Consider the following 24,592-nt stretch of genomic DNA (forward strand, 5'->3'; position numbering starts at 1 on the left):
AGATCTTACAAGATGAAACCGCAGAAGGGCAGAGGGTCGTTCAATTGCCTAGTACGAACTATTGCTGGTTAGTAGCCTGAAAGCTACTTAAAACTCAACGGCACTACTAGCTTCACGCTTACATTGCGGCCTTGGTTGAACACGCCGCGCCGCCCGTTCGCCACATTATAGTCGGTGTATTTGAGGCGACTCAAGTGGCTTTGGTACCCCACATCGAAGAGGTTGTTTCCTGCCAGGTACAGCGAAAAGAGCGGCACGCCAGTTGAGCTCAGTACATCAGCCCCAAGGCCAGCATTTACCAGCGTGTAAGCGGGCGTTGCCGTTTCGGTGTTAAAGGCCGAAAAAATTCGGTCTTGCTTGAACGTGTGCTCTATTCCGGCCCGAGCATAGAATGCCCCTAGCCGTGCGCCTACTTTTGGCAGATTTACCACGAGGGTCGATTGTAATCGGTCGGCGGGAATGAACGGTAAATATTGCTGGTTGGCGGCCGATGCGTTTTGCTGCTCGGCACGCACCAGCGAAAACGAGTTTTCAAGATGTAGCCAGCTGATTGGGTGTATGTCCAAGGTAGCCTCGCCTCCGTAGAGGCGCGCATCGGTCTGTACGTACTTGAAAATCTGGTCTTGCGCCGCGTTGGTGGAATCGGCGGTGCCAGCCCGGTTTGCTAAGCGGCGGGCAAAAATGTAATTGTTGATAGTGTTTAGAAATGCATCAACCCCGACACTCACCACCGAGCCGGCGTAGCTCACGCCAGCATCGAGCTGAAGGTTGGTTTCCGCCTTCAGCGTGTTGTCGCCTAGCTCGTAGCGGGTGGTGCCTTCGTGGCGACCGTTCGAGGCCAGCTCGGCAATGTTCGGCGACCGGAAGCCGCGGGCTACGTTGGCTTTAAGTACTAGCTGCTCGGTCAGGTTGAAGGCGGCTCCTAAGCTCCCGGCTAGGTTGCCGTAGGAACTGCTGAAGCCGGCAAATCTTTGGTCGGTGTTGGCGCCAGCGGCGGTTGGCCGGGGCTTAGGCTGTCGGTCGAGGTACAGCGCGTCGCCGTTGATGTGGCGGCTATCCAGGCGCAGGCCGCCGCTGACGTCGAGCTTGCCCAAGGTTTTGCGCGTAACGGCGTACACGCCACCATCGAGTAGGCTGTACTCTGGAATCAGGAATTCCTCGCCTAAGTTGGTATTGTGCTGCTGCATGCCACTAACTCCCAACGTGGTATTCCAGCCGTTTTTCTCGGGCAAGTAGTAGCGAACGGTATAGTCGAGGGTGCGCAGGTGAAAATACAAGGCCGACTCTTCCAACTCGAATTCACCGGGTTTGCCTTCTTCGCTTTCCTCGAACTCGCGGCGCTGGTTTAGCTGCCAGCCTACATTTACGGCCAGTCGGCCCCCGTTGCCGAGCACAAAGCTGTTGTCGAGCCCGATGCGGTGGTGCTCTACGAGTTGGCTCGGAGCCGCAATGTTGTCGTAGCCGCGCAGATCAGCGTTGGTAGCCACACCCCGTACTAGCGACGGACCTTCACCGGATAACCGAGTCAAGAACTGCCCGGTGCGCGGGTCGCGTACGCCTTCTATTATGCCAAGCTGTTGGTTGAAAGAAGTAACGGTGAGATGCGAGTAGCCCCAGCTTTTGTTGAGCCCCACGTAGCCGTTCACGTTCACCTCGCGGTAGCCGGAGTTGAGCACCTTCCCATCGTAGCGGTTCTCGTAATTGCCAGCCACCTTGCCCGAGAGGCGCGACATCCAGTTGAAGCCATTGGCCCGGTTGCCGCCGTAGGTGAGCGAGGTCCCGATGAGGTGGTTGTTGGATTGATAATTAGTTGTTACCGAGCCTACCGTGCGGCCAACCGCTACGGGTGGTGGCGTCAGGAAATTGACCACGCCGCCTAGGCCGTCGGAGCCGTAGAGCAAACTGCTCGGGCCCTTCACAATCTCGGCTCGGCCCACCGAGTACTCGTCGGTTTCCACGCCTTGCAGGTCGTCCCACTTCTGGCCTTCCTGGCGGGCACCGTTGTTAAGCTGAATCACGCGGCTGCCGGTCAGCCCCCGGATAACCGCTTTGCTTATAGCAGGGCCCGCCGTAAGCTGTGCTACGCCCGGTACCCGAGCCAGCGCATCCACGGCATTGGTAGCGGCTTGCGTATTCAAATACCGACGCTCCACCACCGTGGTGGGCAGCGGCGAGCGGCGCGCCTCCGTAGACCCCGACACCCCCGTAACCACCACTTGCCCTAGCTCGGTGGCGGCGGTACCCAACGAAACTTCCACGGGCGCACTAGCTTCCGTATCGACGGAGCGGGTGGTGGTCCTGTACCCGAGGCTGCGAATTTCCAGCAGAAAACGACCTTTTGGCGGCAGGTTGGTTAGCTGGAAAGTGCCGTCCGGAGCTGTGGCCGTGGCCTGCTGCAAGTCGGGCAGCAACACCGTAGCGCCCGGAATAGGTTGTTGGGTGCTTTGGTCGAGTATGCGGCCAGTAAGCGTGGGTCCAGTTTGCGCAAAAGCGCCGGTCGCGCCGAGCCATACGCTCAGCGTGAGTAAAGTTCGAGACATAGAAAAGTGTGGTAGTGTGTTGGAGCGAGTAAGCGCTAAATATAAAAGCAAATGCCTACTAGCTCGACTAGTAGGCATTGCGGAAAAACTTATCTGACCGGTACGTCTTACTTGAAAGCCAGAGGTACTACCACCCGCACACTCACGTTGCGCCCTTGATTATACACGCCCGTACGGCCGTTGCTTGGGTTGTAGGCTGCATACTTCAGCCGGCTTAGGTGGCTCTGGTAGCCCACATCAAACAAGTTGGTAGCCGTTAGGTACACCGAAAACAAGGTTCTGTCTTTGCCGTCCGTTACATCAGACCCTAGGCCCATGTTCACCAGCGTGTAGCCGGGTGTAGACGTCTCCGTCTCGAAAGCCGAGAAAACCCGATTCTGCGCGAAAGTGTGTTCCACGCCCCCACGGGCATACAGGTTACGCAACCGCGTAGTACCTACCTTGCGAAAGTTCACCCGCAACTCCGACTGCAGCCGGTCGGCTGGAATGAAGGGTAGGTACTTCTGACCCGCCGGCTGATCGAACTGAATAGCGCGCACCATGGAAAATGAGTTTTCGAAGTGCAGCCAGTCGAGCGGGTGGGGGTGAAGGTCGAGGGTTACTTCGCCGCCAGCTAGGCGGGCGTTGCCTTGCCCGTAGCGAAACACCGGGTCGCCGGTGGTAGCCACTGAGTCGGCGCTGCCGCTGGCGTCAAGCAGCTTGGCGGGGAAGATGTAGTTGCTGATGCCGTTGCGGAACGCATCAATCGATAAGCCCACGTGGTCGGAGGTGTAGCTGATGCCACCGTCCACCTGAAAGCTGGTTTCGGCTTTGAGGTCAGGCTCGCCAATTTCGTAGCGAATGGTGCCCTCGTGCTGGCCGTTGGAACCTAGCTCGGCTATGTTCGGCGCCCGGAAGCCCCGCGCCATATTCGCCTTCACGACTAATTTATCCGTGGCGCTAAACGCCCCGCCCACACTGCCGCTCACGTTACGGAAAGTGGTCCGGAAACCCGGGAATTTCTCTTCACCACTGGTAGCGGGCCGCTCGTCTTGGTCGAGTAGCAGGCGGTCGGCCGTGATACGGCGTAGGTCGTAGCGCAGGCCGCCGCTCAGGTCTAGCTTGCCGAAGGTTTTCTTGGTGAGGCCAAACACGCCCCCATCTGTCAGCTGATAGGCTGGAATCAGGAACTCTATCCCTTTATTCTGGTTTTCCTGGCGCATGCCGCTCATGCCAACCGTCGTTTGCCAGCCGCTCTTCTCAGGCAGAAAATAGCGCACGGCATAATCGATAGTATGTAGCTGGAAGAACAGCGAGTTTTCTTCTCCATCGGCCGGATTGCCGAACTCGCGCCGCAGGTTCTGCTGCCATCCTACATTCAGCGTCAAGCGGCTTTGCCCCAGAATAAAGCTGTTATCGGTACCGATGCGCAGGTGGTTGATGCGCTGGCGCGGTATGTCAATGCCATAGCCTTTCAAATCTGCATCCGTCACGGGTACGCCCGCAATATTGTCCGGGTCGCCGCCGATAGCCACCTGTTTCAGAAACCGCCCCGACACCGAGTCCCGGTCGCCTTCCACCAACCCAAGTTGTTGGTTGAAGGAGTTGAAGGTAAGGTGCGAGTAGCCCCAGCTTTTGTTGACGCCCACGTAGCCGCTGCCGTCAAGCTCCCGAAACCCGGAGTTGTACACGCGCCCGTCGTAGCGGTTGCGGTAGTTGCCGGCCAGTTTGCCTGTGCCCCGCACCATCCAGTTCAGCCCGTGCAAGTTGCCGGCATTCATCAGGGAGTAGCCTTGCAGGTAGTTGTTGGTTTGGTAGTTAGCAGCCACCGAACCCAGAATGCGGCCCTCGTCTACCGGCTCGGGCGGCAGAAAGTTGATAACCCCAGCCAGCGCATCAGAACCGTACAGCAAACTGCCCGGCCCCTTGATAATTTCCACTCTGTCAACGCTGTACTCGTCGATTTCGATGCCGTGCTCGTCGCCCCACTGCTGGCCTTCCTGCTTGGCGCCGTTGTTGAGAGTCACCAGCCGGTTGGAGCCCAGCCCCCGGATAACCGGCTTGCTGATGGCGGCCCCGGTGGTAATCTGGCTGAGGCCGGGCGTGTGCGCAATGGCGTCCACGGCGTTGGTGGCAGCTGTTTGGCGCAGCCGCGTCTGGTCCACCACGCTCGTCGGCACCGGCGAGCGACGCAGTTCCGTGCTAGCCGACACGCCGGTTACCACCACCTGCCCAATTTCGGTGGCGGCCGGAGCCAGCGCTATGGTGAGCGGCTGGCCAGTACCCGTATCCACGGTGCGCACCACAGTGGTGTAGCCCACGAAGCGCACCTGCATCAAGAACCGCCCTTTGGGCAGTGCCGCCAGTTGAAAGCTGCCATCGGCAGTGGTGGCGGTGGCGCGTTTGAGGTCCGGGAAATAAATGGTAGCGCCCGGCAAAGCTTCACCGGAAGTAGCGTCGGTTACGCGGCCTGTAGTAGGCGGAACGGCTGCCGGGGCCACTCGGGCTGGCCGGGTAGGAGCGGCGGTTTGAGCCATAGCACTCCCGGCCCCTAGTAACAGGCCGGCAGAAAGCAAAGAATAACGAAGCATACAGCAAGGTAAGGGAGCTGAAATGAACGGGAAATGAGGTGTTAGGATGCACCTATTAAAATAAAGAAGGCTCCAACCAACGGCCAGAGCTTTCCCTTCGTTTCTCCAAAACCAAACCAGGAGAAAATGGCGCGGAGCCGTTTGCAGCCAGCCCCGCAATGTCGAGTAACTAAGTAATTGAGTGATTGAGCAATCTCACACCAGCAAGTAACCGTGTTATTCGCGGCTGAAGCTGCATCACTCCGTTACTCAGCTATGTAGTAGCTTGGCGAAGCCCTTACCGAACCGTGGTCGGGAAAAGCACCTCCACGTCGGTGTCGCCGGGGGTAGCAGTGCCATTCTTGGTCCCGGGCTGGTGGCGCAACGTGATTTTGAGCGTACCAGTAGCCGCAGAGCTTGTTACGAGTTGGGTTTTCAGGCCAATCGGAAAGTTGTTCTTGTCTTTATCCGTGAGAGTCACTTGCATCAGATTGGCAGGAGCGGGCGCAAAGACAAACAGGTGCTCATCGGCCTCGTTGAGTATCTCGGCAGAGGTATTTACCACCGGGTTTTTCGTTTCGTCTAGCAGTGTTAGTTCGCCGGTGTAGGTGGTGTTGGCGGCCAGCGTCAGGGAGCCAATCACGGGAGCCGCGCCGCCGTCACCATCCGCATCCTTATACGTTACCGAAACGGGCGCCCCGCCGTTGGTTGGCGTTAGCGTGTAGGTTACCGTCGTGATTTGCTCGTTGTCATCATCGGGCGTCGGATCGTCGTTATCGTCGCTGCAAGCGCTGAACAAAGGAGCTGCTGCCACAAAAGCCAGGAGCGTAGTGCGGAATAAGGAGGTCTTGAAAGGGGTGTGCATGAGTTGAGAAATGAAATGGAAAATGGTTTGGACAGATGCTTTTGGTAGATCGGAGTGTGATGTGGCGGTGAGGCGTCAGGGGTTAGTCGCCGTCTTCGGTGCTTGCATCGGCGCCTACAAAGGCTAGGCGCAGCGGCTCGCCGGGCACTACAAAAGTTTCTTGGTCGGCCAAGGTGCTTTTATCGAGCATGTGCACCTTGCCTTGCGGAGCATTGGTCACGTACACGTAGCCGCGGCTGGCAGCCAAATAGGGCGTAGCAGCTTTGGTATCGAGTAAGCCGTTGAGCGAGCGACTAGCTTTCTGAACTCCCGTCGCTGCATCATACACGGTCAGCGTGCCGGCGCCGTCGAGCAGCAGCAGATGCTCGCCTTCCTGGTCGAGAGCCACGCGTACAAAATCGGTGGCCGTACCTACCTGCGTAATGGTATTGGCCGTCAGGTCGATGCGGAAGACGCCGTAGCCAGCGCGCGAACCGAGGAAGGTGCGGGCCTTCGGAGCGTAGTAGATGGTTGACAGCCAGTTAGACCCCGCATTGGCAGGGTACGGAATCAGGCGTTGCTCTCCGGTTTGCTTCACCACCAATAGGCCGCTAGAAGAGCCAAATACAGCCTGTTGCCCGTCGCCAGCGTCGCCGTGGATGCCTTGCGTTGCTACGCTCGGTGCGGCCACCACGCTGCCTTGCGTGTTCACAATCTTCACTTGCTCGGGCAGCGAGCCGGCCACGGTGTTGTTTTTGTGCGTCACGGCATAGTTGCCGTTATCGAACAGAATCATGGCTCCGTGATGCGCTGTGCCCGTGGCAATGGTATTTGGCGCTGGCACGGTGTGCAACTGGCCCTCTTCTATGTAGTTGATAGACGCGTTGCCATCATTGAAAATGCTCACCTTGTTGTGCGAGGCATGCACGTGACTCGGCGTTGGCCCCGTCGATTTGGTAAGTCCCCATTTTGGCGTTCCCTTCACGTGCACATGGTCATCGTGCGCTTCAATGCCGGTGTCGAAAAACTCGACCATGCTATTGGTGGAGCTCACCACCGCTGCCCAGCGGCCCGTCGACGTGGCATATACCGCGCCACCCCCATGCGAGGCTTGGAAAGAGGTCTGCTCGTTTTTGGAGGGGTTCAGAAGGGTTACTGTATTGCTGGTTTTATCGGTGATGAGTAGCCGGGCATAGCTGCTTTCCGCTTTAGGCTGGTCGGGTTGCTCGTCGTTTTTGTCGCAGGAAGTGAAGGCAACAGCGGCCAAAACGGCCACAAAAGGGTAGAGAAGTTTAGATTTCATGGAAGTGCTTGTCGAAAGGCGAAGCCTAGAATTTGAGACCGAGGCGCAGGGTTACATTGCGCCCCATTTCATCGGTGAAGTAGCGGTACCGGTTGAGGTAGTCGCGGTAGCGCTGGTTGAGCAGGTTGGAGCCTGCCACACTTATTTCCAGGGGTAAGTGGCCCCAATGCACGGTAGTGCCGGCTTCCAGTCCCAGCAAAGCATAGCCTGCTGGCGGCAGCTTGTAGTCTTGCTCGGCGTAGTTGTCGGGCACGCGGGTCTGGCGGGCCACGGCGTAGCCACCGAGCTGTACATAGCGCTGGCTGAGGCGAGCCGCAGGGCGGTCAGCGAAATCGTAGCGCACCGAAGCCTCGGCCCGGTCGGCCGGCATGAAAATCTGCCACTGGTTTTGGCGCGTGTCGCGGGCTCGCACTAGAGAGCCTTTTGCGCCCAGCAGCCAGCGTGGCGCAAGCTGATAGGTGCCCGCCACGTCCACACCTCGGAACGTGGCATTGGTTTGCTGGTACTGCCAGCTAATGAGCGTCCCCCGAATGGTAATAACCGGCGGCAGAATCGGGACTTGGTAGATGAAGTCCGTGATGCGCGTCTGGTACACCGTTATTTCGCCGTTCAGGCGCGGGTTGTCGTGCCAGGTAGCCGTCAGCCCAACGTTGAGCGCCGTTTCCGGAGTTAACGCCCCATTGCCAGGCACCAAGTCGTAGCCCAACTCGTATTGCGCATTGTGCACTCCGTCGCTGTACCGCTCGTTTGCGGCCGGCGCGCGGCGTGTTAGACCGGTGGCCAAGTTGAGTGTCAGGTGCGCCGAAGGGTCGAAGGTGGCGCCGAAAGAGGCAGCCGGCGTTGTGTACTGAAAGCGGCTACGCTCTACGAAGTAGGCACCGGTCGTGTCCCGGTCGCCGCGCTTCACTTGTAAGTCGCGCCGGTCCAAACGAAGCCCAGCTTCCAGCAGCCACTTATTGCGCTGCCACTTCTCTATCCAGAAAGCGCCAACTGCGGTATTGGTGTAGAACGGGATGAACTGCCGGCTGCCATTGGCGTAGCGGTTGAACTGATAAGTGCCCGCCACGCCCACACTGCCCGTTAAGTTGTGCCAGCGCTTATGCTCCCATAGCAGTTCGGCGGTGCTGGTACGGTTGGTATAGCTGAGTTCGGGCTTGTTGCGCGCCGCCAAGTTGTCGTTGCGCGGCCGGTACTTGTCGTACTCGTCCCGGAAGTCGGTTTGCTGTGCTACGGTAGCGGTTAGTCGGCCGGCTTGGCCGGTCTGCACGAAGCCCGTGAGCTTAGCTACATCGTGCCGCACCTGCTGGTAGGCCCGGCTAATATCGTAGCTGAAACCAGAGGTTTCCAGTGGCCGGTCGCGGGCTATGGCCAGTTGCAAATCGGTGGGGCTTCCGACGTGCGCGGCCGGTAAAATACCAATCTGGGTGTTATACTGGCTGTAGAAAGCTTCCACGCCGTAGTTGTCTTTTCGCCAACCAGCTGCCGCGGAAAAGTCGTATTCCTGGAAGCCCGAGTTTTTGAGGTAATACCCCGGTGCGCGCATAGTACCTGCCCGTTTGGCGGTGCCTTGTACGCGCCAGCTCAAAGCGGGCAACTGGCGCAGCTTGCCGTCCACCGTACCCGAAGCTGCGCCCAGGCCGTTGTTGCTCATGCCCACCAGATTCAGCTCACCCCCTAGGCCCACCGAATCGCGCAGGGGTTTGGGCTCCACTAATATCACGCCCCCAATAGCATCGGAGCCGTAGCGCACACTGGCCGCCCCTTTCACCACCGTCAGGCGCGAAGCAATGAACGGGTCGATTTCCGGGCCGTGCTCCTGGCCCCATTGCTGCCCTTCCTGGCGCACCCCATTGTTAAGGATGGTCACGCGGTTGGAGTGCAGCCCATGAATCATAGGCTTGAAGATGCTAGGGCCCGTTTGGATAGCTGTCACCCCCGAAATTTTCTGTAGTGCCTCGCCTAAGGCCTGCCCGCGGGTTTGCTGCAGGGCCTGGCCGCTGAGCGTGGCGGTAGGCTGCGTAGGAGTAGCTACCCGCTCGCCGCGCACCGTGGCACCGCGCAACGCTACGGCGTTGGAGTGCAGCTGAAAGTTGCGCACCACTGCCCGCTCCAAGCGCAGTTCCACCGTCTCGGATTGATAGCCCAAGAAAGAGACTTGCACATGGTAAAGCCCCACGCAAAGATGAAAATGGAAGTTGCCAGCCGCATCGGTCTGCGTAGCCTGCTGCGTTTCGAGTACCACCACGGTAGCCCCCGGCAGGTCCGCCCGCGACTCATGATCGGCCACGCGCCCGCTCAGCGACAGGGTACACTGCGCGGGAGTCTGGGCACGGCCTAGGGTAGCGACACTCAGCAAGAGTAGTAGCCAAAAAGTCCGCCGCCCCGCCCCCGGTGTACCCGGAAATCGGAAAGACATAAAAAAGAAGGAGTGCCGGTGAACACTAAACCGGCCGCCGTATCCTCCAAGCCATGACGGGCAGGGGAGGGGGTATTCCGCACAAAAACAGAATACAGGCTTGCACCCTTTCCTTGAAAAGGCACAGTGGCACTACAAGCGGCCCTACAGGTTTAGCCTCGGCACGGAGGGCCGCGCAGGTCGGCCGTGGCGTGCATAGCCGACAACCATACCGAAGCGCTGGGCTCGGAACTGGTTGAGGCATACACTGCGAAAAGCAGCGGTAATTCCAGCGGCGGAGCCGGCTGGAAAGGCACATGGTAAAAATGGTCGACGTCGCAGTGCTGGTGCTTGGCACTCAGAACGGTTTTGCCTTTCAGGTCACCTGGCGCTTGCGCTGGCTCTTCGGTGGTGTGCCGGTGAGCGTGCAAATTCAGAATCCAAGCCTCTGGCAGCAGCACCCGCGTAAAGCAGAGCAGCAATAACAAAGCCAGCCGGGACCGAAGAGTTTGCATATGCAACAATGTGTCGAATAGGGGCAAAGGTACACGGTAAATTCAAACTTGGTTCAGTGCCAATCAAAAACAGTAGATAAAACTGACCTTATCATAATGAAAGCATAATTGCTAGGCAACGTGCTGGCAATAAGCACTGTCGATCTTTGCAGTGCAAATTTCCCCTTGCTAGTTCTGCCATGAAAACATTTGCTGCTCGTCTGCTTCGTCACGTTGCTTCTGCCTTACGCCCTGCGTCCAAGCGTTCAACAAGTCTCACTGAAACGCTATTCGTATGAGGAAGAAAGCTAAAGTAGATGCCTTCTTTTACAGGGCAGGCCGCTTCAACTATCGGCAGCCAGCCACCATCTTCCGAGTTGCCAAAGCCCAAACTAATGTTGAGCTGGATGCAGACACGCATCGCAATTCAACATCAGTATTACTGTTGAGCTTGAAGAATGTAAATTGTATGCAAGCAGCTTAAATATTCAGCGTTCGGGAAGCTGCGTTCATCGTTGAAAAATTCAATAACACCGAAAAAGTTATATAAAAATCTGTAGTGACATTAATTTCGTAACAACTAGTAGCGGGCATGTAGGCAGCTATTAGCTGCTTATGATCCGTATCCTCGATTCCCTTTGTATCCAATTCTATCCTAAGTTGCGTTTATTACGTTGGGCATGGCATGGCCCTATGTCATTATCAAAATTTCAGCTGGCTTTCGGGGAGTTGATGATCTTCTCTTTGCAGCAAGGAGCCAACCGTTGGCTGATTGATTCAGCAAGTCTGCCTCCAATAGGCCCTGATGAGCAAGCATGGCTCAGTGATTTATGGTTGCCTTGCGCCGAGCACTTGGGTTTGCGTCACTTGGCGCTGGTTTTGCCGGGCGATGTTCATAATCAGTTGATAATTGAAAGTGTAATTAGTGATGGTCAGCGCTATGTGAAGGCCAACCTTCAATTCTTTTCCGATGCTCTTTCTGCTCTCGACTGGCTAACCGGTTCACCTACGTTGGTAGGCGATATGGAACTGGAATGGAGTGCTGCACAAACGGTATGGCAACAGTCAGGGTCGCATCTGATTTATTGAGATTACGGCCGTTAGCACCATATTTAGCTTGTAACGCGCACAAGACAGTAAGCCGGCACGAGCAATGTATTCAGTTATAGTTGGCGATGAGATAAGTATAGGGCGCTGCCATTTTGGCAATTGTAGCGGGGTGGAATAGGTTTTGAAACGAGCGGCCAACGAGTCAGCTCACATGTGGGGCTGGCATATCGTCCGGATTCTAGAGTATAAACCTTACAGCCAACGTGCCATGCAAGAGAAAGGCAGTATCTCGATTCATACCGAGAATATTTTCCCCATCATCAAGAAGTTTCTTTACTCCGACCACGAAATCTTCCTTCGGGAATTGGTCAGTAATGCCGTAGATGCCACCCAAAAGCTGAAAAGCCTGGGTCAGCTAGGCGAGTTTAAGGGCGAGCTAGGTGAGCTGAAGGTGCGCGTAACCGTTGACAAAGAAGCGCGCAAAATCACGGTATCGGACCGCGGCCTGGGCATGACGGCCGAAGAGATTAAAAAGTATATCAACCAGATTGCTTTCTCTGGTGCCACCGAGTTTGTGGAGAAGTATAAGGAGAAAGATGCCGCTGCCAAAGACCAGATTATCGGGCAGTTTGGTCTTGGCTTCTACTCGGCTTTCATGGTAGCCAATGAAGTTGAAATTTGGTCGAAATCGTATAAGGAAGACACGCTAACGGCGCACTGGGTTTGTGACGGCAGCACTGAATTCACGCTCGACGAACCAACTGGCGAGCACGCTAAGGCCGAGCGCGGCACCGACGTAGTACTGCACGTTGCCGAAGATTCCGACGAATTTCTGGAGGAAGCCCGCCTGCGTGGCATCTTAACCAAGTACTGCAAATTCCTGCCCATCGAAATCGAGTTTGAAGGCCAGGTAATCAACCAGACGGCCCCCATTTGGACCAAGCAGCCCGCCGAGCTTACCGACGAAGACTACACCAAGTTCTACCAGGAACTGTATCCCTTCTCCGAGGCGCCGCTGTTCTGGATTCACCTCAACGTCGATTACCCATTCAACCTGACGGGTATCCTTTACTTCCCGAAGGTGAAAGACGAGTTGCAGTTCCAGCGCAACAAAATCCAGCTCTACTCGCGCCAGGTGTTCATTACCGACGAGGTGAAAGACGTGGTGCCCGAGTTCTTGATGCTGCTCCACGGTGTTATCGACTCGCCCGACATTCCGCTGAACGTGTCGCGCAGCTTCCTGCAAGCCGATAGCAACGTTCGCAAAATCAACAGCTACATCACCAAAAAGGTGGCCGACAAGCTGGCCGAGCTGTACCGCAAAGACCGCACGGGCTTCGAAGAGAAGTGGTCGGACATTGGGCTGTTCGTGAAGTACGGCATGCTGTCGGACGAAAAGTTCTATGAGAAGGCTAAGGACTTTGCGCTAGTACAAAACGTGGCTGGCAAATACTTCACGCTCTCCGAGTACCAGGAGTTTGTGCAAGCCAATCAGAAAGACAAGAACGACCAGACCGTCGTCCTCTATACTACCGACTCTGAGGCGCAGCACGGCTTCGTGCAAGCTGCCCAAGATCGTGGCTACGATGTGCTGAAATTGGAAACGGTACTGGACCCGCACTTCATTGGTCAGCTAGAGCAGAAGCTCGAGAAAGTCTCGTTCAAGCGCGTTGACGCCGATACCATCGGTAAGCTTATCGAGAAAGACGAGCAGAACGAAAGTGTGCTCAGCGACGACGAGAAAACCAAGCTGCAGGAAGTATTCAAAACGGCCATCAGCAACGAGCAGATGCAGGTGCAGGTAGCGGCTCTCTCACCACAAGATGCGCCAGTTATCATCACGCTGCCCGAGTTTATGCGCCGCATGAAGGATATGCAGCGCACTGGCGGTGGCGGCGGTATGCAGATGTTTGGTAGTCTACCCGATAGCTACACCGTGAGCGTGAATGCCAACCACCCGGTAGCACAACGTGTGCTAAAAGCAGAGGGAGAAGCAGGGCAGAAGTTGGCTCGTCAAGCTTTCGACTTAGCTTTGCTGGCGCAAAACATGCTGAAAGGCGAGGCGCTAACGGCCTTTGTGAAGCGTAGCGCCGACTTATTGGCCGTCGATTAGTCTAAAAAAGTAGTAGAAGTTTAAGATAGTATAAAACCCCGGCAGCTTTAGGTTGTCGGGGTTTGTTATTATTCGCTGTATACATTTGATGCTAGCGCCAAGCAAGTTGCAAGCAACTACTTGCTAAGAGCAAACAGCTTATAGCTGGGCACCAAATCCCTATATCTTTGCGTTTGATGCTGCGAAAACTGTTTGCACTTGCTCCAATGCGCCTGTCCTATCTGTACCTTTCACTGTTGCTGTTGAGTTGTTTGGGGGCTTGCTCCCCCAAAACAGTATCATTCAACAGCCGAGCAGAGGCGCCCACAATAGCCCTTGCTGACACGCTTACCACCTCTGGCGATACCACCAAAGCTCCTTCTTTAGATCCAAAGAAGGTAGCAGCGCTTACCAAAGCGCAAGAGAAAGCAGCAAAAGACAAAGAAAGAGCTGAGCAGCGCAAAACCAAAAAGAAGAAAAACATCTTCCTCGGCGAGCGGATCAAGAAGGCATACACCAAATCAGGACCGAAGGGCAAGAACCAAGTGGTAGAGATTTTCTACTACCTCAAGACGTTCAAGCAACCCAGCGCCTTTTCCACTACGGTCTACTATTTCAACCCGCGCAAACGGAAAATTTTCCGGGCCAACTCGGAGCTGAATGCCGCGACCGATAAAGTTTTGCACGGCCCTTACAAGAAGCTTCAAGGCGGCAAGGTGATTGAAACGGGCTTCTTCGCAGTCGGTACCAAGCACCTGCGTTGGGAGAGACTAACCCGTGACAATGTACTGGTTTCCAAATCTCACTTCGAAATGGGGTTCCCGCGTGATGCCAACGTCACGTACTACGACACCGAGCATAAGCAGGTGCAGGAAGTAGTGCCCTATGTGAACGGTAAGCTGGAAGGCGACTATGTCCGCTTCAATCAGTATGGCAAGCGCGACTGGGACGGGGCTTTCGAGAATGGCAAGCGAGTAGGGGAGTGGACCAATTACTGGGGTTTCCGCAACACCAAAGACCGCCGCCGGTTCGTGTATCAATACGGCGAGTCGGGCTACGACCCTGAAGTGACAGAGCCAGTTCTTATCAAAGAGTACAACCGCAACGGTGTGCTTGTGTACGAGAAAGACAAGTTCGACAATCGTGCGTCCGTGACGGACCGGCCGGGCAATACCAACCGCCGCAACAACTAGAGAGCCAGCCAGCTGTTTTTGGTTGTCTTTTCAGTAAAACGCATCCTCGAAGTGCTCTACCCGCAGGCCTTCAGCGGCGGGAGTAACAGCTAGAATGTCGAAGCGAATGTCGCCGAGCCAGTTTAGCTGTTCCTGTAAGTGTTCGGCCGCTAGTCGGAAGAGCTGTTTCTTCCGTTCCGTGACAAAGGTTTCGGGGTAGCCGAATTGGTTGGAGGAGCGCGCTTTCACTTCCACAAATATCAGTAGCTCCTCTCCGCGCCGTACCACCAAGTCCACTTCGGCCCGACCATGCCGGTAGCTTCTGTGTAGGAGCTCGTATCCTTGGCTTACTAAAAAAGCTGCCGCGGCTTCCTCACCAGCCTGCCCCAATTGATGGGCTTTTGTGCTCATGCAAAGACGAAGTTGTATGAAGAGAGGAAGTAAGTAGCACAGATTGAGTTTGGCGCTTAATCTAGTAACTTTGCGCCTTTTCCGCTCAGGCCGTGGAAACTAGATGGTGTTGATCCTGAGTTAAAAGCAATAAAGTTGCTTTCGACTGGCAACTTTCACTCAGTTCCTGGTTTGACGGGTATACTTAGTTGCTTTGCCATGCACACGTATAGTCATTGCGCGGAATCAGCGCCTGTTGCTGCCCCGGATGCTGCGTCCGTTGCTCTCCCTGGCCAAAACCGGAAGATTAATGTAGAGCGGCTCGGCTTGGTGCCTTATGAGGCAGCATGGGCTTACCAAGAGCAACTGCTAGCTGATACGTTGGCATACAAAACCCGCAACCGGCAAGCTGCTGAGGCTGGTACGGCTCCTGCTGCTACTCCCAATTACTTGCTGTTGGTCGAGCACCCGCATGTTTATACACTAGGTAAAAGCGGAAAACCAGAGCACCTGTTGCTAACCGAAAGTGAGTTGGAAGCTCACGGTGCCACCTTCCACCGCATCAACCGTGGCGGCGACATCACCTACCACGGCCCCGGCCAGTTGGTCGGCTACCCCATCCTCGACCTCGACAACTTCTTCACTGATATTCACCGCTACCTGCGCCTGCTGGAAGAGGCTGTTATTCTAACCCTGGCTGAGTATGGTGTGCAAGCCGGCCGCATTGCTGGGCTTACTGGGGTCTGGATAGATTTCGAAGAAGGTGCGCCCAACCCGCGTAAAATTTGCGCATTAGGCGTGAAATGCAGCCGATGGGTGACCATGCACGGCTTCGCGCTCAACGTAAATACCGACCTTTCGTACTTCGGACACATTGTACCCTGTGGCATCTCCGACAAAGCGGTTACCTCACTTCAGTTGGAGCTAGGTCGGGCAGTGCCACTAGCTGAAGTGCAAAACCGTTTGCTACCTCATCTTGCGCGTCTGTTCGAGGCAGAACTTACGGAGAAGCTTATGAATACTCTGCCTTAGCTAAGCGGCATCCACCCAACGAAATTAAAAGCGGCATCTAGTACCCCATGAAGGAACATATCAATTTTGAACCGGTAGCAGGCGTTTCGGTGGCGGTAGTACCCGATGAGGCGGCGGCTACCGAACAAGGCAAAGCAGGCTGGCAAGTCTACTTGCTAAACGAAAACGCTTTTCCGATCCGCAACGTCATCGTCAATTCCAACGGCTACGGCTCCCGGCCCGATGGTGAAGCGGTTCGTACATCTACGCTGCGGCACGTCTTTGCTGAAGTAGAGCCGCATACCGCTGTGCCTATCGAGCCCATTGATCCAGATCTGTTTCACCTCAACAACCAATATTGGGTAAGCTATTACCGCGACACGCAGGTTTACGATAAGAAATTCATTTTCGTGCCCGACTCTATTGTTCCTGCTAACCTCACCACTATTCCCTTGCTCGGCCGAGAAGGCGTGTTGCACGGCTAGTACCTGTTCGCAGTAGCTACTCCGTTTATCGGGCATAGCTGCTGTTTCTATCTTAAGTCGTTGCGTGATGAATCCTCTCGGAATCCAGTTGAGTTTGTCGTTTTTATGGGCGTTTCTGGTGGCTCTTTTTGCCGTGCCGTCCATTATCTACATTGCCCACCTCAAAAACATGCTCGACACGCCCAACGTGCGCACCGTGCATGAGTCGCTAACGCCTCGGCTTGGGGGCGTGGCCATTTTTGCGGGCTTTATGTCGGCACTCACCATTTTCGCTGACCTTGCGAATGGCATTCAACAGCTTCTGGCAGGCTGCATCGTGTTGTTCTTCGTAGGGTTAAAAGATGACCTGGTGACTATTTCCGTAATGAAAAAGTTTATCGGTCAACTGCTGGCTACTGGCATTGTCATGATCATGGCCGATGTGCGCCTTACCAGTTTCCAAGGCATCTTAGGCGTGCACGAATTACCGATAGGCATCAGCTACGCATTCACTTTCGTCGTAATTGTCGGCATCACCAACGCCATAAACCTAATTGACGGTCTCGACGGCTTAGCGGGCAGTATTGTAATCATTATTGTTAGCACATTCGGTTATTACTTCGTGCGCTACGGTGGACCTAGCTACAGCAATTATGTATTTGTGTCCGTGTGCCTGATGGGGGGAATTATCGGCTTTTTGCGCTATAACTTTCACCGAGCTAGCATTTTCATGGGCGACACTGGCTCACTGGTGTGCGGCTTTATTGTTTCGGTGCTTACCATTCAATTCGTTGAAATGGGCCTCAAGGTAGGGCAGCCCTTTGCTTCGTCAGCCCCCTCGGTAGCAGCTGGTATTTTGTTTGTTCCGCTATTCGATACATTGCGCGTATTCATCTTGCGCATGATGGAAGGACGTTCGCCTTTCTCCCCCGATAAGAACCACCTACACCATCGAATTTTAGCCATGGGCTTTCAGCAAATCGGTACTGTAACTGTGCTCGGCTTGCTCAATCTGTTGGTGATTTTGTTTGTCATCAACTTCTCTTCTCTGGGCAACACCTGGATCATTGCCATACTGGTAGGATTTTCGTTGCTACTCAGTGTCTTTCTAGGTGTCTATCGCAGCCGCGCCGCCGAAAAGCAGCGAGTAGCATCCTAAGTTTGGTTGAGAAGCTAAACTGTATATGTGCCAGAAACACGAAAAAGGCGAAAGTTGCGCAGCTATTCGGCAGTTCTTGCTCGTGCTGTTTGTAAGCTTGTGGCCGTTGGTTTCTGTATGGGCAGCTGAGTATCGACCTCTACCACCCGCGCAACGCAGCGGCCTTTCCTCTGACTGGCTTATTCACGATGCTGACCGGAACCGCTTGGTTCTCTACCTGCCCGATTATCATACTCCGGCGCATGCGTATTATCAGTGGGTTGCACTACAGCCGATGCATCCACTCCTTATCAGCTTCACAGCTCGGGAAGGCCAGAGCTTGTTTCTAGATAACCGGCTTGTGTTCACGGCGGCTTCCACCGCTCCCTATACTCTAGACCTTAGCAAACTGCTGCCTGCAGGAAGTGTAGCAGGACCCCATTTGCTGTGTGTATGGCATCCGGAGGTAGCACCTAATCTGAGTTCATTCACGAACACGCAACCTACAGTTACGCTCGCAGCAAGTCCAAGCAAGACGACGTCCAATCAAGGATTGGCACAGCCAGTAGCCCGTAGTCATCCTGGCGAAAATGTATTCTTATGTTTCCTGCTACTGATTGGTTTGTTGTACGGTGGAATTCGAGCTACCTACCAACCAGGATTTGCCCGCATCTATCAAATCGAGGGATTATGGAGCCGATCAACAGCTCAACAGGAATTCCTGATTAAGCCCACGGTGACATGGCTGAATATTATGCTAGTCCTCGTTTTTTCTTTGTCATTTGCTTTATTATTGGTCGCTATTCATACCAACGTTCAAAACATCGTTATCCTACGGCGTCTATTCGATGTGCCAGAATCTGCACTTGTTGTGCGGGTATTGCTTTACACCGTACTCATAGCAGGCTTCGTGCTTGGCAAATATCTGTTCCTAGAATTGTTGAGCTACATATTTGATGTGAGTGAACTAGTGCTAGTACAGTACCGAGAATTTATCCGCACCATTCTATTCCTAGGCTTGTTTCTGCCATTAGTCATGTTACTGTATTTAGGGCTTAACCAAACTATTCCCAAGACGGTACTATGGGTTTCTAATGGTGTGGTTTCCTTATTGTTGGTCGGTACAGTTATCCGAGTGGCTCGAACGCTGCACCGCAAGAGTTCACTCTTTAATCTTCATTTGTTTTCTTACCTTTGCACCACTGAAGTAATTCCTTTGGTGATCTTGCTTAAATTAATCGTTTTCACATACTAAGCCTCTCCTTTCCACTGTTGAGGCAGGCCGCCGCCACCATTCTCCTATTGCGTTAGACTTACCCCTTTCCTTTACCCTATGGCCGAGAGCACAGACAAACCGGGGACGGGCCGTCATGCCAAGCGAATCTCCAGCATCCTTGTCACCCAGCCTAAGCCGACCAATGATGTTTCCCCCTATTTTGCTATTGCCGAAAAGTATGGCATCAAAGTAGATTTTCGGGAGTTTATTGAGGTACAGCCGGTTTCCTACAAGGACTTCCGGAAAGAGAAGGTCAATATATCCGAGCATACGGCCGTTATTTTCACTAGCCGGAATGCAGTGGATCACTTCTTTCGTATCTGTCAAGAGGCAAAGCTGGAAATGCCTGCCGAAATGAAGTATTTCTGCATTTCCGAGCAGACCGCTAACTATTTGCAGAAGTACATAGTATTGCGCAAACGCAAGCTATTTGTAGGGCAGCGCACTGCCGCTGATCTTTTTGATGTTATCAAAAAGCACAAGAGCGAGAAGTTTTTGTACCCGTGCTCTGATATCCGCAAGGATGATATACCGGAATTTATGCGGGCAAACAATTTTAGGTTTACTGAGGCCGTTATCTACCGCACAGTGGCCAGCGACCTGTCTGATCTATCAGATGTGAAGTACGATTGTATCGCCTTCTTCAGTCCTTCAGGTATCAGTTCACTGTTCGTCAACTTCCCTGATTTTCAGCAAAACGGCACAAGAATTGCTGCTTTTGGACCAACTACGGCCAAAGCAGTAACTGATGCTGGGCTGGAATTGGATATAGAAGCACCTCAACCTAACGCACCATCAATGACTGGTGCTATTGAAGCCTATATTCGGAACCATCACGGCCCTGATATAGGCAAGGAAAAGAACAAGAATGGAAAACAAAACGTATAAAAAACAAACGGGGGAGCAGACGATCTGCTCCCCCGTTTGTTTTTTACTTAGGGTTTGTTGCACAGGGTTTTTTAGAATACATTTGAAGACGTCTCTCAGCTTGCTGCCTTGGTCGTAAAACGCCATAAATCAGATATTTATATGAAAGTAACTGTACTTTTTGCCTGCCTCTTTACAACCTTTGCAGGCACTGCGTTGGCGCAGCAACAACCGCAGTTTACTCACTATGGCTTCAATGGCATGTACCTTAACCCAGCGTATGCTGGTATCAAAGGCCAAGGCGAAATAACTGCAATCGGGCGTTATCAATATTTTAACTACAGCGCTTCGTTCGACGAGGGGGGAGAGCCTAAAACATATATGCTAACAGGATCATTTCCTGTGCAGGTTCTAGGCGGCGGCATTGGGTTCCATGTATACAGAGATGAGATTGCGCAGTTTAAAATGACCAATGCGCAGTTGTCATACTCAAAGCATATTCAGTTAGGAGAGGGCAAATTAGGTATTGGTATACAAGGTGTATACAATTACCTGGCGAAGGGGGTGTACCGGTATATCGATGCAAATGATCCTAGCGTACCTCTCGACGGATCCGATAATAAATTTGATTTAGGAGCAGGTGTGTGGTACGAGTCGCCAACCCTGTATGCTGGTCTGAGCGTGAATAACTTGCTGCGTTCGGAGTATAAATTCCAAAGTGCTGTTACAGACGAACAGGGAAATATTATCAGCTATCAGAATACAGCAAGATATATCGGTGAGAATCATTCTTATCTCACCGCCGGATACAATATTGAAGCGTCTCCATCCGTTGTCGTAACTCCTTCGGTGCTGATGAAGATGGTACTACCAGGAAAGTTTGGTGATGATGGAAAGTTCACGTTCAAAAATAACTCCTACGAAGCGAACGTTCGTGCCACTTTCAATGATAAGTTCTGGGGTGGTGTAGGCTACCGCTATGATGAGTCGTTCACGGGTATGGCTGGGTTGGCATTGGCAAAAGACAATGCGCTGAGGATAGGGTACGCTTTTGATTTTATTGCATTTAACCAGGACGCTCGAGCTCTTAGCTCACATGAGATTATGCTCTCTTACCGACTGCCTAAGCCTGGTCCGGCTACACGCCCAGCGATTCGTACACCTCGTTATAGCTTCTAAGCTTGCTCAATTACAAGGCATCACCCCGATGCCTTGATTACGTGGACGAAGGATTTCTAGGAACTAGGCACTAATTCTTTGCGTTTCGTCGTTTAGCTGGCAGTTTTGTTAGTTCGCAGACAAATGCAAGGCATTGGGCGTTTGGTTTGCGCACGAACGTAAGTTTCGTTAGATTTGCCAACTCGAAAAATTGTAATCTTCTGGTATCGCCGCCTCAACAGTCATTTTACTTCCTCACATGAATAAGTTTTTCGGATTGCCTCTCTTTGCCATATCGGCATTAATTCTGGGGGGCTGTGGTTTTGGTAAAGGGCCACAAGGCGACCTAGTTGGGGCAGAGGACCGGCCCGAGTTTAACCCGCAAGAGGTGCCTTTCGGGATGGTACCCTGCCCAGGTGGTACGTTCCATATGGGCCAAACAGACCAAGACATTTCGGCTTCTATGGTCAACATGAACAAGCAAGTGACTATCGCTGGCTTCTACATGGATGAAACCGAAATCACCAATAACGAATACCGTCAATTTATGAACGCCATCCGGCAGGATTCGATTGACGTGCTAGGAGAAGAGTACGTAATGACGGAGCTCTATCCAGATACAACAGTATGGGTGCGCGACTTCACCTACCATATGGGTGACCCGCTGATGGAGTACTACTACACTCACCCTGCTTTTGATGATTATCCAGTGGTAGGGGTAGACTGGTTTGCGGCTAAGTATTTCTGCAACTGGCGCACCAAGCATAAAAACGTAGCCAACGAAGAAGTTGGCCTCGCAGCAACTCCTAATTTCCGTCTTCCTTCAGAAGCCGAATGGGAGTATGCAGCACGCGGCGGTCGGGATTTGGCAACCTATCCTTGGGGTGGTCCTTACTTGCGCAATTCAAAAGGCTGTATGCTAGCCAACTTCAAGCCTGGTCGCGGCGACTATGCTTCTGATGGTTATGCCTACACTTCGCCAGTTGGTGCCTTCTTCCCGAACGACTTCGGTTTGTACGACATGTCGGGTAACGTAGCCGAGTGGTGCGATGATGCTTACATGGAAGCTTCTGTGCCTGTAGTTTGGGACATGAACCCTACCAACCCAGATGACAATGAGCCTCGCAAAGTAGTACGTGGCGGCTCTTGGAAGGACATTGCTTACTTCCTGGAAACAGGCACTCGCAATTTCGAATACCAAGATTCTTCTCGTTCGTTCATTGGCTTCCGTACGGCCATGATCCAAATCGGAATGGGTACTAACGGCCGCTTGAATTAATTACGGCTTTCACTCGTTTCGGTCTTCATTTGCTTTTCCGTTTCAATTCAATCACCAACCTCTTCTTTCCAACAATCAAATCACATGGCAGCTAAAGGCGGTAGTTTTCTCTATGATGTGCTGATGCCCAAAGTCTATGGCATCGGGGCCGCAGTCGTAATCATTGGAGCTTTGTTTAAAATTCAGCACTGGAAAGGTGCTGACGTTATGCTAATCGTTGGTCTAGGTACTGAGGCCGTTATCTTCTTCTTAAGTGCTTTCCAGCCCGCAGCTAAAGAACACGACTGGTCACTGGTTTATCCAGAGCTTTCCGAAGGGTATGATCCTTCGACCAACAGCAACAAGTTCGTAGAAGACAGCAACAGCAAAGGCTTAACCCGTAAGCTGGATGATATGCTGAAGGATGCCAATGTAACACCCGAAGCTATTTCTTCTTTAGGTCAGGGTCTAAACCGCTTAAGCACTACCACGCAGCAACTCTCTACTCTCGGTGAAGCTACCAACGCTACCGACGAGTATACCGCCAAAGTACGTTCAGCTGCTACTTCGCTCGAGCGCATCAACGAAGCATATGCTAACACCGCTCAGGCAATGAGCGCTATGTCGGATGCTACCAAAGATGCTAAAGAGTATCATGTACAGGTTCAGACGGTAACCAAGAATCTCGGTGCCTTGAACGCAGTATACGAAATGGAGCTGCAGGATGCCAACACGCACCTCAAATCCATGAACCAGTTCTACGGTACGCTGAGCCAGGCTATGCAAAACATGACTGAGGCCGGCAAAGACACCGAGAAGTTCAAAGATGAAGTAGCCGCCTTAACTGGCAACCTCAACTCGTTGAACCGTGTGTACGGCAACATGCTAAATGCTATGCGGGCTACTAGCTAATAGCTAGACTAGCAGCAACCTTAATTTTCGAGCCCACTATATAATTAGGTAGACGAGATGGCGGGAGGAAAAGAAACTCCAAGGCAGAAGATGATAGGCATGATGTACTTGGTACTGACTGCACTTCTAGCCCTACAAGTGAACTCAGCAATCCTGCTGAAGTTCAAATTTCTAGACGATAGCCTTAGCAGTATCAACGATAAGGTTTCTAAGTCCAACGACGGCACAGTAAAGGGCATTCAAGCACAGGTTGAGAAAAACCGCAACCAGGCTTCTGACGTGGCTGTGCTGAAGCAAAGCGAAGAAATTCGCGAGCGTACCAAGCAGATGATCGAGTATCTGGCCGGTGTACGTGATAAACTCGTAACTGCCACGGAAAACACCAAAGGCAAGAGCGAGTACAAGAACATGAGCGCCGAAGACAAAGTGGCTATCACCATGCTCGGCGGTAAAAAGGATGGTGCTGCTTATGAGATGAAGAACAAGCTGAACGAGTACTCTTCGTACATCAAGACGTTTGTTCCTGGTGCGGCTCCTTTAGCTTTAGACGCCAAAGAAGATCCGATGGTTACGGATCCAGAGCAGCGTTCTAAAAATTTCGCTGAACTCAACTTCGAGAACACGCCACTTGTAGCGGCATTGGCAACTTTGTCGCAAAAAGAAGCAGAGGTTCTGAAATATGAGTCGGATGCTTTGGCAGCACAATCAGCCAAGGTTGGTGGCAACATCATTGTATTCGACAAAGTAGGTGCTTTCGCTAGCGCTGAGTCAAACACTGTGGCTGCAGGTACTAAGTATAAGGCTGAGTTGTTCTTGACTGCTTCAGCTACTGGCCTCAAGCCTACTATGACTTTGAATGGTTCGCCTCTAGCAGTTGATGCAGCTACTGGTAAAGGTAAAGTGGAATTCACCGCTCGTCCTGGTAACTTCGATGCATCTGGCAACGCGAAAGCTCAGTGGACGGGTACTATTCGCTTCAAGCAGAATGGTCGTGACACTACCTTCAAAGTAAACGTGCCTTACACGATTACTAAGCCAGTAATGCAGGTGCAGTCAGCCTCAGTACAGGCACTGTACTTTAAGTGCGGAAACAAGCTTAGTGTACAGGTACCTGCTTTGGGTGCTCAGTATGATCCTAGCTTCTCAGCTTCCGGTGCTTCTACCATCAAAGGTTCAGCTAAAGGCGAAGTAACACTGGTGCCAAATGCAAGAGAAGTAACCTTGAGCGTAAGCAGTGGTGGCAACCCTATCGGTTCGCAGACTTTCCAGGTGCGTCCAATTCCGAAGCCTGACATTCAGTGTGTAGTAGGTGGTCGCCAAGCCAACGAAAAGCAAGGCACTCCTATCGCTGCTGTACGTAACATGCAATTGCGTGCCGTACCAGATGCTGGTTTTGCTACTTTCCTTCCTGAAGATGCTCGCTACCGCGTGGCTCGCTATGAAGTAACACTGGTTCGCGGTAAGCGCCCAGCTATGGCCGCAATTCCTGTCAATGGTCCTACCGCTAACTTGAGTGCTGTAGTAGATGCTGCCCGTGAAGGCGACCGTCTTTATATCGAAGTGAAGCAGGTACAGCGCCAGAACTTCCAGAATCAAGTGGAAGAAGTGAACGTAGGCAACAAGTCGTTCAATATTCCGCTGCTGTAAGCGTTACTTATCTGAACTAACTGCAGCTCTTT

19 protein-coding genes are annotated in these 24,592 nt (G+C 53.1%); 12 read left to right on the forward strand and 7 right to left on the reverse strand.

What is annotated here, in order from left to right:
• Positions 1 to 83: 83 nt before the first annotated feature.
• The 6 genes from P1X16_RS24005 to P1X16_RS24030 form a co-directional block, all read right to left on the reverse strand.
• Positions 84 to 2,540, reverse strand: coding sequence for a TonB-dependent receptor (locus tag P1X16_RS24005; RefSeq protein WP_277234565.1), 2,457 nt, complete (start codon positions 2,538 to 2,540; stop codon positions 84 to 86).
• 107 nt (positions 2,541 to 2,647) lie between these two features.
• Positions 2,648 to 5,110, reverse strand: a complete 2,463-nt coding sequence (locus tag P1X16_RS24010; RefSeq protein WP_277234566.1) for a TonB-dependent receptor — start codon at positions 5,108 to 5,110, stop codon at positions 2,648 to 2,650.
• Positions 5,111 to 5,387: 277 nt separating this feature from the next.
• Positions 5,388 to 5,954 carry a hypothetical protein gene (locus tag P1X16_RS24015; RefSeq protein ID WP_277234568.1) on the reverse strand — a complete coding sequence of 189 codons (567 nt, stop codon included), beginning with the start codon at positions 5,952 to 5,954 and terminating at the stop codon, positions 5,388 to 5,390.
• A gap of 82 nt (positions 5,955 to 6,036) precedes the next feature.
• Entirely contained in the window at positions 6,037 to 7,236 is a 1,200-nt protein-coding gene (locus tag P1X16_RS24020; RefSeq protein ID WP_277234569.1) for a hypothetical protein, read from the reverse strand.
• A 25-nt stretch (positions 7,237 to 7,261) separates the two neighbouring features.
• Positions 7,262 to 9,652: a TonB-dependent receptor gene (locus P1X16_RS24025; protein WP_277234571.1), complete on the reverse strand. Its 2,391-nt coding sequence runs from the start codon at positions 9,650 to 9,652 to the stop codon at positions 7,262 to 7,264.
• A 152-nt stretch (positions 9,653 to 9,804) separates the two neighbouring features.
• A complete protein-coding gene (locus P1X16_RS24030; protein ID WP_277234573.1) occupies positions 9,805 to 10,146 on the reverse strand; it encodes a hypothetical protein in 342 nt (113 codons plus the stop codon).
• 594 nt (positions 10,147 to 10,740) lie between these two features.
• Here P1X16_RS24030 and P1X16_RS24035 point away from each other — a divergent pair.
• From P1X16_RS24035 to P1X16_RS24045, 3 genes are all read left to right on the forward strand, one after another.
• Positions 10,741 to 11,214 carry a hypothetical protein gene (locus P1X16_RS24035; RefSeq protein ID WP_277234575.1) on the forward strand — a complete coding sequence of 158 codons (474 nt, stop codon included), beginning with the start codon at positions 10,741 to 10,743 and terminating at the stop codon, positions 11,212 to 11,214.
• A gap of 229 nt (positions 11,215 to 11,443) precedes the next feature.
• Positions 11,444 to 13,288, forward strand: a complete 1,845-nt coding sequence (gene htpG / locus P1X16_RS24040; RefSeq protein WP_277234898.1) for a molecular chaperone HtpG — start codon at positions 11,444 to 11,446, stop codon at positions 13,286 to 13,288.
• Between the two features lie 206 nt (positions 13,289 to 13,494).
• Entirely contained in the window at positions 13,495 to 14,460 is a 966-nt protein-coding gene (locus P1X16_RS24045; RefSeq protein WP_277234577.1) for a hypothetical protein, read from the forward strand.
• Positions 14,461 to 14,490: 30 nt separating this feature from the next.
• On the opposite strand, the gene P1X16_RS24050 is transcribed toward P1X16_RS24045, so the two are convergent.
• On the reverse strand, positions 14,491 to 14,850 hold the full coding sequence (locus tag P1X16_RS24050; protein ID WP_277234579.1) for a YraN family protein: 360 nt from the start codon (positions 14,848 to 14,850) through the stop codon (positions 14,491 to 14,493).
• 198 nt (positions 14,851 to 15,048) lie between these two features.
• Here P1X16_RS24050 and lipB point away from each other — a divergent pair, with 198 nt between their 5' ends.
• From lipB to gldM, 9 genes are all read left to right on the forward strand, one after another.
• The gene (lipB, locus tag P1X16_RS24055; RefSeq protein ID WP_277234581.1) at positions 15,049 to 15,861 is read left to right on the forward strand and encodes a lipoyl(octanoyl) transferase LipB; all 813 of its coding nucleotides are present in this window, start codon (positions 15,049 to 15,051) and stop codon (positions 15,859 to 15,861) included.
• A gap of 47 nt (positions 15,862 to 15,908) precedes the next feature.
• Positions 15,909 to 16,325 (forward strand): hypothetical protein, encoded by a 417-nt coding sequence (locus tag P1X16_RS24060; protein ID WP_277234583.1) that lies wholly within the window; start codon positions 15,909 to 15,911, stop codon positions 16,323 to 16,325.
• A 67-nt stretch (positions 16,326 to 16,392) separates the two neighbouring features.
• The gene (locus P1X16_RS24065; RefSeq protein WP_277234585.1) at positions 16,393 to 17,463 is read left to right on the forward strand and encodes an MraY family glycosyltransferase; all 1,071 of its coding nucleotides are present in this window, start codon (positions 16,393 to 16,395) and stop codon (positions 17,461 to 17,463) included.
• 25 nt (positions 17,464 to 17,488) lie between these two features.
• On the forward strand, positions 17,489 to 18,697 hold the full coding sequence (locus P1X16_RS24070; RefSeq protein WP_277234587.1) for a DUF4271 domain-containing protein: 1,209 nt from the start codon (positions 17,489 to 17,491) through the stop codon (positions 18,695 to 18,697).
• Positions 18,698 to 18,775: 78 nt separating this feature from the next.
• Positions 18,776 to 19,606: a uroporphyrinogen-III synthase gene (locus tag P1X16_RS24075; RefSeq protein WP_277234588.1), complete on the forward strand. Its 831-nt coding sequence runs from the start codon at positions 18,776 to 18,778 to the stop codon at positions 19,604 to 19,606.
• 141 nt (positions 19,607 to 19,747) lie between these two features.
• Positions 19,748 to 20,764 (forward strand): type IX secretion system membrane protein PorP/SprF, encoded by a 1,017-nt coding sequence (locus P1X16_RS24080; protein WP_277234590.1) that lies wholly within the window; start codon positions 19,748 to 19,750, stop codon positions 20,762 to 20,764.
• A 238-nt stretch (positions 20,765 to 21,002) separates the two neighbouring features.
• Positions 21,003 to 22,022, forward strand: coding sequence for an SUMF1/EgtB/PvdO family nonheme iron enzyme (locus P1X16_RS24085; protein ID WP_277234592.1), 1,020 nt, complete (start codon positions 21,003 to 21,005; stop codon positions 22,020 to 22,022).
• A gap of 84 nt (positions 22,023 to 22,106) precedes the next feature.
• On the forward strand, positions 22,107 to 22,913 hold the full coding sequence (gene gldL, locus P1X16_RS24090; protein WP_277234594.1) for a gliding motility protein GldL: 807 nt from the start codon (positions 22,107 to 22,109) through the stop codon (positions 22,911 to 22,913).
• A gap of 57 nt (positions 22,914 to 22,970) precedes the next feature.
• Positions 22,971 to 24,560, forward strand: coding sequence for a gliding motility protein GldM (gene gldM, locus P1X16_RS24095; protein WP_277234596.1), 1,590 nt, complete (start codon positions 22,971 to 22,973; stop codon positions 24,558 to 24,560).
• Positions 24,561 to 24,592: the final 32 nt, after the last annotated feature.

It is taken from the genome of Hymenobacter sp. YC55, assembly GCF_029433095.1.
Lineage (GTDB): Bacteria > Bacteroidota > Bacteroidia > Cytophagales > Hymenobacteraceae > Hymenobacter.

Bases quoted from the DNA above. Each gene is read 5' to 3' on its own strand.
- P1X16_RS24070 (WP_277234587.1), top strand. From the start codon at position 17,489: ATGTGCCAGAAACACGAAAAAGGCGAAAGTTGCGCAGCTATTCGGCAG.
- P1X16_RS24025 (WP_277234571.1), bottom strand. From the start codon at position 9,652: ATGTCTTTCCGATTTCCGGGTACACCGGGGGCGGGGCGGCGGACTTTT.
- P1X16_RS24035 (WP_277234575.1), top strand. From the start codon at position 10,741: ATGATCCGTATCCTCGATTCCCTTTGTATCCAATTCTATCCTAAGTTG.
- lipB (WP_277234581.1), top strand. From the start codon at position 15,049: ATGCACACGTATAGTCATTGCGCGGAATCAGCGCCTGTTGCTGCCCCG.
- htpG (WP_277234898.1), top strand. From the start codon at position 11,444: ATGCAAGAGAAAGGCAGTATCTCGATTCATACCGAGAATATTTTCCCC.
- P1X16_RS24030 (WP_277234573.1), bottom strand. From the start codon at position 10,146: ATGCAAACTCTTCGGTCCCGGCTGGCTTTGTTATTGCTGCTCTGCTTT.
- gldL (WP_277234594.1), top strand. From the start codon at position 22,107: ATGGCAGCTAAAGGCGGTAGTTTTCTCTATGATGTGCTGATGCCCAAA.
- P1X16_RS24015 (WP_277234568.1), bottom strand. From the start codon at position 5,954: ATGCACACCCCTTTCAAGACCTCCTTATTCCGCACTACGCTCCTGGCT.
- P1X16_RS24005 (WP_277234565.1), bottom strand. From the start codon at position 2,540: ATGTCTCGAACTTTACTCACGCTGAGCGTATGGCTCGGCGCGACCGGC.
- P1X16_RS24060 (WP_277234583.1), top strand. From the start codon at position 15,909: ATGAAGGAACATATCAATTTTGAACCGGTAGCAGGCGTTTCGGTGGCG.
- P1X16_RS24075 (WP_277234588.1), top strand. From the start codon at position 18,776: ATGGCCGAGAGCACAGACAAACCGGGGACGGGCCGTCATGCCAAGCGA.
- gldM (WP_277234596.1), top strand. From the start codon at position 22,971: ATGGCGGGAGGAAAAGAAACTCCAAGGCAGAAGATGATAGGCATGATG.
- P1X16_RS24010 (WP_277234566.1), bottom strand. From the start codon at position 5,110: ATGCTTCGTTATTCTTTGCTTTCTGCCGGCCTGTTACTAGGGGCCGGG.
- P1X16_RS24045 (WP_277234577.1), top strand. From the start codon at position 13,495: ATGCGCCTGTCCTATCTGTACCTTTCACTGTTGCTGTTGAGTTGTTTG.
- P1X16_RS24065 (WP_277234585.1), top strand. From the start codon at position 16,393: ATGAATCCTCTCGGAATCCAGTTGAGTTTGTCGTTTTTATGGGCGTTT.
- P1X16_RS24085 (WP_277234592.1), top strand. From the start codon at position 21,003: ATGAATAAGTTTTTCGGATTGCCTCTCTTTGCCATATCGGCATTAATT.
- P1X16_RS24050 (WP_277234579.1), bottom strand. From the start codon at position 14,850: ATGAGCACAAAAGCCCATCAATTGGGGCAGGCTGGTGAGGAAGCCGCG.
- P1X16_RS24020 (WP_277234569.1), bottom strand. From the start codon at position 7,236: ATGAAATCTAAACTTCTCTACCCTTTTGTGGCCGTTTTGGCCGCTGTT.
- P1X16_RS24080 (WP_277234590.1), top strand. From the start codon at position 19,748: ATGAAAGTAACTGTACTTTTTGCCTGCCTCTTTACAACCTTTGCAGGC.